General features: G+C 72.2%; 9 protein-coding genes. 3 read left to right on the top strand and 6 right to left on the bottom strand.

Translation table 11 applies throughout. From position 1 onward, the window contains the following. The coding region (locus tag MFF42_RS05920) for a thioredoxin family protein (protein WP_238254914.1) at nucleotides 1-112 on the top strand (112 nt) is incomplete at its 5' end. Nucleotides 113-298: 186 nt separating this feature from the next. Here the strand turns inward: MFF42_RS05920 and MFF42_RS05915 are convergent. From MFF42_RS05915 to MFF42_RS05890, 6 genes are all read right to left on the bottom strand, one after another. Continuing rightward, nucleotides 299-1,207 (bottom strand): outer membrane protein, encoded by a 909-nt coding sequence (locus tag MFF42_RS05915; RefSeq protein WP_238254912.1) that lies wholly within the window; start codon nucleotides 1,205-1,207, stop codon nucleotides 299-301. Between the two features lie 430 nt (nucleotides 1,208-1,637). Next, a complete protein-coding gene (locus MFF42_RS05910; RefSeq protein ID WP_238254911.1) occupies nucleotides 1,638-2,963 on the bottom strand; it encodes a bifunctional folylpolyglutamate synthase/dihydrofolate synthase in 1,326 nt (441 codons plus the stop codon). Nucleotides 2,964-3,137: 174 nt separating this feature from the next. After that, nucleotides 3,138-4,058, bottom strand: a complete 921-nt coding sequence (gene accD, locus MFF42_RS05905; protein WP_238254910.1) for an acetyl-CoA carboxylase, carboxyltransferase subunit beta — start codon at nucleotides 4,056-4,058, stop codon at nucleotides 3,138-3,140. A gap of 137 nt (nucleotides 4,059-4,195) precedes the next feature. Next, nucleotides 4,196-5,038, bottom strand: coding sequence for a tryptophan synthase subunit alpha (gene trpA, locus MFF42_RS05900; protein ID WP_238254909.1), 843 nt, complete (start codon nucleotides 5,036-5,038; stop codon nucleotides 4,196-4,198). Nucleotides 5,039-5,184: 146 nt separating this feature from the next. Then, complete coding sequence (nudC, locus tag MFF42_RS05895) at nucleotides 5,185-6,144, bottom strand: NAD(+) diphosphatase (protein ID WP_238254908.1); 960 nt, start codon at nucleotides 6,142-6,144, stop codon at nucleotides 5,185-5,187. A 10-nt stretch (nucleotides 6,145-6,154) separates the two neighbouring features. Further along, nucleotides 6,155-6,571, bottom strand: a complete 417-nt coding sequence (locus MFF42_RS05890; protein ID WP_238254907.1) for an HIT domain-containing protein — start codon at nucleotides 6,569-6,571, stop codon at nucleotides 6,155-6,157. A 240-nt stretch (nucleotides 6,572-6,811) separates the two neighbouring features. On the opposite strand from MFF42_RS05890, the gene MFF42_RS05885 reads away from it, so the two are divergent. Both MFF42_RS05885 and MFF42_RS05880 read left to right on the top strand, forming a co-directional pair. Continuing rightward, nucleotides 6,812-7,858 (top strand): HD-GYP domain-containing protein, encoded by a 1,047-nt coding sequence (locus MFF42_RS05885; protein WP_238254913.1) that lies wholly within the window; start codon nucleotides 6,812-6,814, stop codon nucleotides 7,856-7,858. A 180-nt stretch (nucleotides 7,859-8,038) separates the two neighbouring features. Continuing rightward, nucleotides 8,039-8,502 (top strand): DEAD/DEAH box helicase (locus tag MFF42_RS05880; RefSeq protein ID WP_238254906.1); only part of this gene is annotated, 464 nt, incomplete at its 3' end.

Here is an 8,502-nt window from a genome sequence, read left to right as displayed (position 1 = left end):
CATCCGCTCGATCCCGACGCTGATGATCTTCAAGGACGGCAAGCTCGCCAGCCAGAAGGTCGGTGCCGCCCCCAAGGGCGACCTGTCCCGCTGGATCCAAGCGAGCGCCTGACGCCACGCCGCCTCCCCGGCGGATCGGACCGAGACAGCCCGGCCGCGAGGCCGGGCTTTTTCATGCGCGTCGGCCGCCGCGTTGTCTGCAGCGCCGACCGGGCGGCCGCGGCGGATCCTCGAAACGCAAGAAGCCCGGCCTTGCGGCCGGGCTTCCTGGTTTCGAGACCCTTATCGGAGGTTCGGCTTAGTAGCTGCCGAACTTGTAGTTCAGGCCGGCGCGGATGACGGCGAAATCGACGTCGCGACGGGCGGTGTTGTTCAGGATGACCGAGGAGGTGCCCGGGCCGACGGCGGCCAGCGGGGTCGCGGTCACGATCACGCCGTTGGCGTTGGCGAAGCCGTAGCGGCTGTTGTTGCCGTCGAAGTTCACGTACAGACCTTCGACCTTGAGCGTCACCGCCGAGGAGCGGAAGAAGTTCAGGAACGAGTCGGTCGGGAGCGCGTACTCGACGCCGCCGCCAGCAGCGTAGCCGGTCTTGAAGTCGTCGGTGTCGACGGCGCGGCCGCCACCGAAGCTGCCGTAGGCGAAGCCGCCGGTGCCGTAGAACAGGACGCGGTCGAAGGCGTAACCGATACGGCCGCGGACGGTGCCGAAGAAGTCGAGGCCCTGGAGACCGGTCGGGTTGATCAGGGTCACGCCCGGCTGCACGAAGCCGCCCGGGGTGACGGCGCAGGCGATGCCGCCGGTGCCGCAGCCGCCGTTACGGCCGAAGCGGCCGCCGAGGTCGGCGTACTGCGCGTCGGCTTCGATACCGATCACGACGCCCGAGCCCGGGGTGAACTGATAGTTGTAGCCGATCTGACCACCGCCGACGAAGCCGTCGCTGCGGCCGCCGTTGTCGAAGGCGAAGCCGGCGATCGCGCCGACCGGACCGCCGACGACGCGGCGATCGATCGTGACGACCTGCGTCGGAGCCAGGGAGTCCTCGACGCCGAAGCCGTAACCGGCGTTGAGACCGGCGTAGAAACCGGTCCAGGTGAACACCGGGACGGGCGTGAAGACCGGCGGAGCGGCGCGGCGCGGCAGGTCGGCGGCGGAAGCGGCGGCGGTCAGGGCCGTGAAGGCGGCAAGAGAGGTGAGAAGCTTTTTCATTTGTTGATCCCCAGCAGAAACCCGATCGCCGGCAAGCTAGACCATTTCCTCAGCGCGAGATGTAGCGGGCGGGTCACACCCGCCGCGCGACAAACCGGCTGAGGAGTGGTTGCAACCCCTTCCGGGCGATGCCGAAACCAGACTTCGCGGGACGGCGGAGGTTTTGGGCGCGCCGATTCTCAGGACATCGGGGCGGGGCGGCCGGTCGATCGACGGTATCGACGGGCCAGGCTCAGGATGACCGCGGGGCGATGACGATCTAGCGCCGCGCGGCGGCTCGACGGGGGAGCGTCGTCGCGAGATGCGGGCAAGTCGAGCCGGGCTTTCGCGATCTCGGCTCGATCGTCTCGCGCCGCCGATGTGCTGCCCTCGACGCAGGACCCGGCGTCTTCGTCTGTCGCCGATCCGCCCTGGTCGGGCGGACATCTTGTCAAGTCGGGATCGTGCCGTTGGATTCGAGGACGGCCCCCGCCAGATAGAGCGATCCGCAGATCAGGACGCGGGGCGGACGCTCGAAGATCGTATCCGATAGGCCTTCGACCGCCGCCTCCACGCTCGGGGCGACCTCCGCCGGGAGGCCGACCGTGCGGGCGATTCCCGCCACCTCTTCGGCGGGCCGCGCGGCCACCTGGCCGGTGATGGGCACCGCGATGAGCGAGCGGGCGAGGCCGACGAAGTTCTTCAGGAAGCCTTCCGCGTCCTTGGTGCCGAGCAGGCCGACGATCAGGACCAGCGGCGCGTCGCTGCGCTCGCCGAGATCGGCCATCGCCGCGGCGAGGATGCGTCCGCCGTCGGCGTTGTGGCCGCCGTCGAGCCACAACTCGGCGTCCCTGGGCATCCGCTCGGCGAGCGCGCCGCGCACGAGTCGCTGGAGCCGGCCCGGCCAGTCGACGTTGCGCAGGCCCGCTTCGAGGGCCGCGGTGCCGATATCGCCGAATCCCGCCGCGCGCAGGGCCGCGATGGCGGTGGCGGCATTGGTGAACTGATGGCGCCCGGCCAGCCGGGGGCGGGGCAGGTCGAACAGGTCGGTCTCGTCCTGGTAGACGAGCCGCCCGCTCTCCTCGTGGACCGAGAATTCCTGGTTGCCGACCCGCACCGGCACCGCGCCGACGCGCTCGGCCTGGCGGCAGAGCACGGCATCGGCGCCGGCATAATCCTGGGCGGCGATGACCGCCGGGCAGCCGCGCTTGAAGATGCCGGCCTTCTCCATCGCCACCGCCTCGACGGTGTCGCCGAGATACTCCGCATGGTCGCGCCCGATCGGGGTGACGACGGCGCAGGCCGGGTGGTCGATGACGTTGGTGGCGTCGACCCGTCCGCCGAGGCCGACTTCGAGCAGCAGCACGTCGGCGGGGCTCTCCGAGAACAGCAGCAGGGCCGCCGCCGTGGTGATCTCGAAGACGGTGATCGGGTCGCCCTTGTTGGCCGCCTCGCAGCGGGCGAAGGCGTCGGCGAGCCGGTCCTCGGCGACGTAATGGCCGCCGCCGATGCCCCCGAGCCGGATGCGCTCGTGGAAGCGCACGAGGTGGGGCGAGGTGTAGACGTGGGCGGCCAAGCCCCCCGCCTCCACGATCGCCCGCATGAAGGCGATGGTCGAACCCTTGCCGTTGGTGCCCGCGACATGGATCACCGGCGGCAGCCGCCGCTCGGGATGGTTGAGGGCCGCGAGCAGGCGCTCGATGCGCCCGAGCGACAGGTCGATCGTGCGCGGATGCAGGGCGAGGAAGCGCGCCATGAGCGCGTCGGAGGATTCCATCTCGCGCGAAGACCTTCTGTCGCGGATTGTTCTCGTTCGACATCCGACCGATCCCTTCGGGACGACGGATCTCGGTTCCGGCGGGCACCCATCGCGCTGGGGCGACGGGTGCCTTCCTCAAGCGCCGCGCGGGCTTGCTCGAACGCTGGCCGCGTTGAGCAAGCGGGCGGCGTTTCAGGCCGCGTCCGGCAGCGGCTCGGGGGCCGGCGGCGCCGGCGGCTTTCCGGCAGGGGCCTGCCGCACATTCATCAGCAGGCCGCACAGCCGGCTGATCGTCTCCTTGAGCTGGTGGCGGTGCACGACCTGATCGACCATGCCGTGCTCGCGCAGGTATTCGGCCCGCTGGAAGCCGTCCGGCAGCTTTTCGCGGATCGTCTGCTCGATGACGCGGGGGCCGGCGAAGCAGATCAGCGCGCCGGGTTCGGCCAGATGCACGTCGCCGAGCATGGCGTAGGAGGCGGTCACGCCCCCCGTGGTCGGGTTCGTCAGCACGACGATGTAGGGCAGCCGCGCGGCGTTGAGCCGGCGCACGGCCACGGTGGTGCGCGGCATCTGCATCAGCGAGAGGATGCCCTCCTGCATCCGCGCCCCGCCGGAGGCCGCGAACAGGATGTAGGGGGTGCGCTTCTCCAGCGCCGTCTCCGCGCCGCGGACGAAGGCCTCGCCGCCGGCCATGCCGAGCGAGCCGGCCATGAAGCCGAATTCCTGGGCCGCGATCGTCATCGGCAGGCCGCCGACGCGGCCGAAGCCGATCTTGAAGGCGTCCGGCATGCCGGTCTTGGCCCGCGCCTCCTTGAGGCGGTCGGCGTAGCGCTTCTCGTCGCGGAACTTGAGCGGGTCGGCCGCAACCTCGGGCAGCGGCACGTCGATCCAGGTGCCCTCGTCGAACATCATCTTCAGGCGCGCCGTCGCGCTCATCTTGAGATGGTGCTCGGAGCCCGGAATGACCCAGTGGTTCTGCTCGACTTCCTTATGGAAGACCATCTGGCCGGTGTCGGGACACTTGATCCAGAGGTTCTCCGGCGTCTCGCGCTTGAACAGCGTCTTGATCCGGGGCCGCACGACCTCCGAGATCCAGTTCATCGGCTCGACCATGGCGTCGGACTCCCTGTCTGACCGCGTTCACTTGCATGCTGATATCGGATCGCCGCAGCCCCGATGCCAAGCCCTGATGCCGACGGCATTCCCGGATCGAGGCGCCCGCGGGCGGGACGCGGCGGGGTGGGGGACGCTCAGGCTCCGGCCGGCGCCTTGACGGCGCTGCGCACGCCCTCGGCCAGCTCGCGCACGAGGCCGGCGACCGCCTCCACCGTGCCGTCGCCGGCGCGATCGCCGGGTTCGAGGCTGCGGGCCAGCGCGTCGACCAGGGCCGACCCGACCACCACGCCGTCGGCGCCGCGGGCGATCTCGGCGGCGTGCGCGCCGGTCTTGACGCCGAAGCCGACGACGACGGGCAGGTCGGTCTGCGCCGCGATCCGGCCCACCGCCTGGGAGACCTTGCCGAAATCGGGAGTGGCGGTGCCGGTCACGCCGGTGATCGACACGTAGTAGACGAAGCCGGCCGTGTTCGCGAGCACGGCCGGCAGGCGCCGGTCGTCGGTGGTCGGGGTCGCGAGGCGGATGAAGGCGAGGCCCTTCTCGCGGGCCGGCAGGCAGAGTTCCTCGTCCTCCTCCGGCGGCAGATCGACGACGATGAGGCCGTCGATGCCGGCGGCCAGCGCATCCTCCAGGAAGCGGGGCACGCCGTAGGTGTGGATCGGGTTGTAGTAGCCCATCAGCACCACGGGCGTCCGGTCGTCGCCCTCGCGGAAGCGGCGTACCAGGGCCAGCGTGCCGCTCAAGTCCTGGCCCGCCTTCAGCGCCCGCAGGCCCGCCGCCTGGATCGCCGGCCCGTCCGCCATGGGATCGGTGAACGGCAGGCCGAACTCGACGATGTCGGCGCCGGACTTCGGCAGGGCTTCGAGCACCCTGAGCGAGGTCTCCGGATCGGGATCGCCCGCCATGACGTAGGTGACGAGGGCGGCCCGTCCTTCCGCGCGGCAGCGGGCGAAGGCGGCATCGATGCGGGCGGTCATGGTTCTCGCTCCCGGCGGCACGTCCGGCCTTTGCTGCCCGGGACGCGGCGTCCCCGGGACCGGGCCGCCGCGCAGGGCTGGTTTCCCGGCCAAGTGGGGGCGCCTACACCATCCGCTCGCGTCCGTGAAGCGCGAGCGCGCGGCGCTCACGCCTCGGGACGCGGCGCGGCGGCGATGACGCCCTCGACCCAGTCGTGCAGCAGCAGGTGGGCGATGGCCGTCGGCGGCGGCACGGTCAGCCCCTCCGGGTGAGCGCCCGCGATCATCCGCGCCACCTCGGCGCGCGAGAACCAGCGCGCATCCTCCAGCTCGTCGGGATCGGTCCGGACGGTCTCCGTGAGCCCCTCCGCCACGCAACCGATCATCAGCGAGGCCGGGAACGGCCAGGGCTGCGAGGCATGATAGGCGACGGCGCCGACCGCGACGCCGGTCTCCTCGCGGGTCTCGCGGCGCACCGCGTCCTCGACCGTCTCGCCGGGCTCGATGAAGCCGGCGAGGCAGGAATACATCCCCGGCTTGAAGTGCGGGCCGCGCCCGAGCAGGCAGGCATCGCCCCGCCGCACCAGCATGATCGCCACCGGATCGGTGCGCGGGAAGTGGTGCAGCCCGCACCCTCCGCATTCCCGCCGGAAGCCTCCGGCGGCGACGACGGTGGGGCTGCCGCAATTGCCGCAGAAGCGGTGCCGGGCGTGCCAGGCCAGCAGCGACTTGGCGGTGGCGATGAGCCCCTGCTCCTCGCGGGCGACCGCGCCCTCGCCGACGAGCGCGCGCAGGTCGAGGGCGCGGTAGCCGGGCGCCGGAAACAGGGCGGCCGCCTCCTCCGTGACCGCGCCGGCGAAGACCGGCCGCTCCTCGACCCGGCCGAGGAAGATCTCGACGGCGCGCTCGCCCGCCCGCTCCGCTTCGTCCCGTGTCAGGAGGGCCGTCCCGGTCAGGTGCGGATCGGCGCGCAGGATCACCGCCTCGCCCGCCATCAGCACGAGGCGGGCCTCCGGTCCGGCCCCGGCGAGGGAGGGGGCCGGACCGAACTCGGCGGAGTGGCGCACGAGGCGGCTCGCGGCGTAGGCGAGCGCGTCCCGGCCGGTGGTGTCGGGCGAGCCGGTCATGGCGTGCGCCTCAGGCGGCCACGAACAGGGCGGCGGCCCGTTCGAGCAGGGCGGCGCGGGCGTGTGGCGGATAGGGCTTGCGCTCGCCGACCCCCCAGACCGGCCCCGGCCAGGCCGGGTCCGAGCGGAAGCGGGCGACGACGTGGATGTGAAGCTGCGGCACCACGTTGCCGAGGCTCGCCACGTTCACTTTGTCCGGCCGGGCGAGCGCCTGCACGACCCCGACCGCGAGACGGATTTCCTCGAAGGCGAGGCCTGCCTCCTCCGGGGCGAGGTCGGTGAGCTCACTCAAGCCCGGCCGCCGCGGCACCAGGATCAGCCAGGGAAAGCGCGCGTCGTCCATCAGCAGGACGGAGCACAGGGCGAGATCGCCCACCGGGTGGGTGTCGGCGGCGAGCCGCGGATCGAGGGAGAACGTGTCGGTCATGCCGGGGATCTAGCGCACCGGCCCGAAAAGTGGCGGCCGGTTTTCGGCAGAGCCGGTGCGAGGCGGGAGACCGGCACCGGCCGGAACGTTGCGGCCCGCTCGCCGCTTGCGCGGCGGGCGCGACCGCCCGACAATCGGCCCCGTCATTTCAATGTCGGTTAACCATGTTCAGGCACGCAGGGGGCGGCGATCGGAAGTCGGCGGGCGGTGGGTCGCGCCGGGATCGCCGTGGATGACGCGATGACGGGCGAGGCGGAAGGAAGCGGGAACGCGGTCGTCGCCGTCGTGGCGGCGCGGACCCCGGCCCCCCTCGTCCTCGCCCTGCGCGGTCAGTCGTGCAGCGTCGTCGCCGTCTCAGGCCATGTCGTCGCGGATCTCGTCGCCGAGGCGCCGGCGGTGATCGTGGTGGAGGCCGAGCCCGATCGCTTCGACGCCCCGGCCCTGATCCGCGCCCTGCGGGAGCAGGACAGCCTCGCCCGCACGCCAGTCCTCCTGGTGGCGGGAGGCGAGGCGCGGACCCTGCGCCGGATCGGTCGGGAGGCCGGCGCCACCGACGTGCTGTCGAAGCCCTTCGACGCCGGGGAGTTGCAGGACCGGGTGGGTGTGCTGATCGAGCTCGCCGTGGCGCGCCGGGAGAGCGACGACCGGGCGCACGCGATGCGGCGCGACGCGGCGCGGGCGGTGGCCGACGCCGCCTCGCGGGAGCGCGAGATCATCCGCCGGCTCATGCTCGCCGCCGAATTCCGCGACGATCAGGCCGGCGACCACCTGACCCGCGTGGCGGGCTGCGTCATCGCCGTGGCGGAGGGGCTCGGCCTGTCGTCCGAGGAGGCCGACGACGTGGCGCTCGCCTCGACCATGCACGACATCGGCAAGATCGCCGTTCCCGACCACATCCTGATGAAGGGCGGCCCCCTCACGCCCGAGGAATGGGCGGAGATGCGCCAGCACGCGCTGCGCGGCTACCACATGCTGCACGACAGTTCCTCGCGCCTGCTTCAGATCGCCGCCGAGATCGCGTTGACCCACCACGAGCGCTGGGACGGCACCGGCTATCCCCGCGGCCTCAAGGGCGAAGAGATCCCGCGCTCCGGCCGGATCGTCGCGGTGGCCGACGTGTTCGACGCGCTGACTTCCGCCAGAAGCTACAAGCCCGCCTGGTCCCTGGAGCGGGCGCGGGCGCATCTGGAGGCGGAGTCCGGACGGCATTTCGACCCGGCCTGCGTCGCTGCCTTCCTCTCGCGCTGGGACGACATCGTCGCCCTGGTGCAGGAGCGGGCGGCGTAGAGCGAGACGGCTGCCCCCGCCCCGCCGCGGCAGCGCAACACGTCCGCGCAACGCCCCCGCGCAACCGGCGTAGTGGTCGGCGCGTGCCGATGGGGTTACAAGCGGGGCTCAGTTCCGAGCCGGCCGCTTGTCGGTTCGAGTGTGCCGGTGCCAATTCGCCGGTTTGAAGGCGCCATTCCCTTGCCATTTCCGTCTCTGCCCTCCCCCCTCGCCCGGGCGCTCACCGAGCGCAGCTATGCCGAACCGACACCGGTCCAGCAGGCGGTGCTCGATGCCGCCCCGGACCGCGACCTGCTCGTCTCGGCCCAGACCGGGTCGGGCAAGACCGTCGCCTTCGGTCTCGCCATCGCCGGCACGCTGCTCGGGCCGGAGGAAACGCTGCCGCCGCCGGCCGCGCCCCTGGCCCTCGTCATCGCCCCGACCCGCGAGCTGGCGCTCCAGGTGCAGCGGGAGCTGACCTGGCTCTACGCGCAGACCGGCGCCCGCGTCGTCCCCTGCGTCGGCGGCATGGATCCGCGCCGCGAGGCCCGCGCGCTCGAGGCCGGCGTCCACATCGTCGTCGGCACGCCGGGACGCCTGCGCGACCACATGGAGCGCGGCCGGCTCGTCACCGAGGGGCTGCGCGCCGTCGTCCTCGACGAGGC

It is taken from the genome of Methylorubrum podarium (genome assembly GCF_022179745.1).
Classification (GTDB): domain Bacteria; phylum Pseudomonadota; class Alphaproteobacteria; order Rhizobiales; family Beijerinckiaceae; genus Methylobacterium; species Methylobacterium podarium.
The sequence above is the reverse complement of the archived record's forward strand: the minus strand, read 5'-3'. Positions and strand labels throughout refer to the sequence as shown.

Bases quoted from the DNA above. Each gene is read 5' to 3' on its own strand.
- MFF42_RS05890 (WP_238254907.1), bottom strand. From the start codon at position 6,571: ATGACCGACACGTTCTCCCTCGATCCGCGGCTCGCCGCCGACACCCAC.
- MFF42_RS05885 (WP_238254913.1), top strand. From the start codon at position 6,812: ATGACGGGCGAGGCGGAAGGAAGCGGGAACGCGGTCGTCGCCGTCGTG.
- MFF42_RS05910 (WP_238254911.1), bottom strand. From the start codon at position 2,963: ATGGAATCCTCCGACGCGCTCATGGCGCGCTTCCTCGCCCTGCATCCG.
- nudC (WP_238254908.1), bottom strand. From the start codon at position 6,144: ATGACCGGCTCGCCCGACACCACCGGCCGGGACGCGCTCGCCTACGCC.
- trpA (WP_238254909.1), bottom strand. From the start codon at position 5,038: ATGACCGCCCGCATCGATGCCGCCTTCGCCCGCTGCCGCGCGGAAGGA.
- accD (WP_238254910.1), bottom strand. From the start codon at position 4,058: ATGGTCGAGCCGATGAACTGGATCTCGGAGGTCGTGCGGCCCCGGATC.
- MFF42_RS05915 (WP_238254912.1), bottom strand. From the start codon at position 1,207: ATGAAAAAGCTTCTCACCTCTCTTGCCGCCTTCACGGCCCTGACCGCC.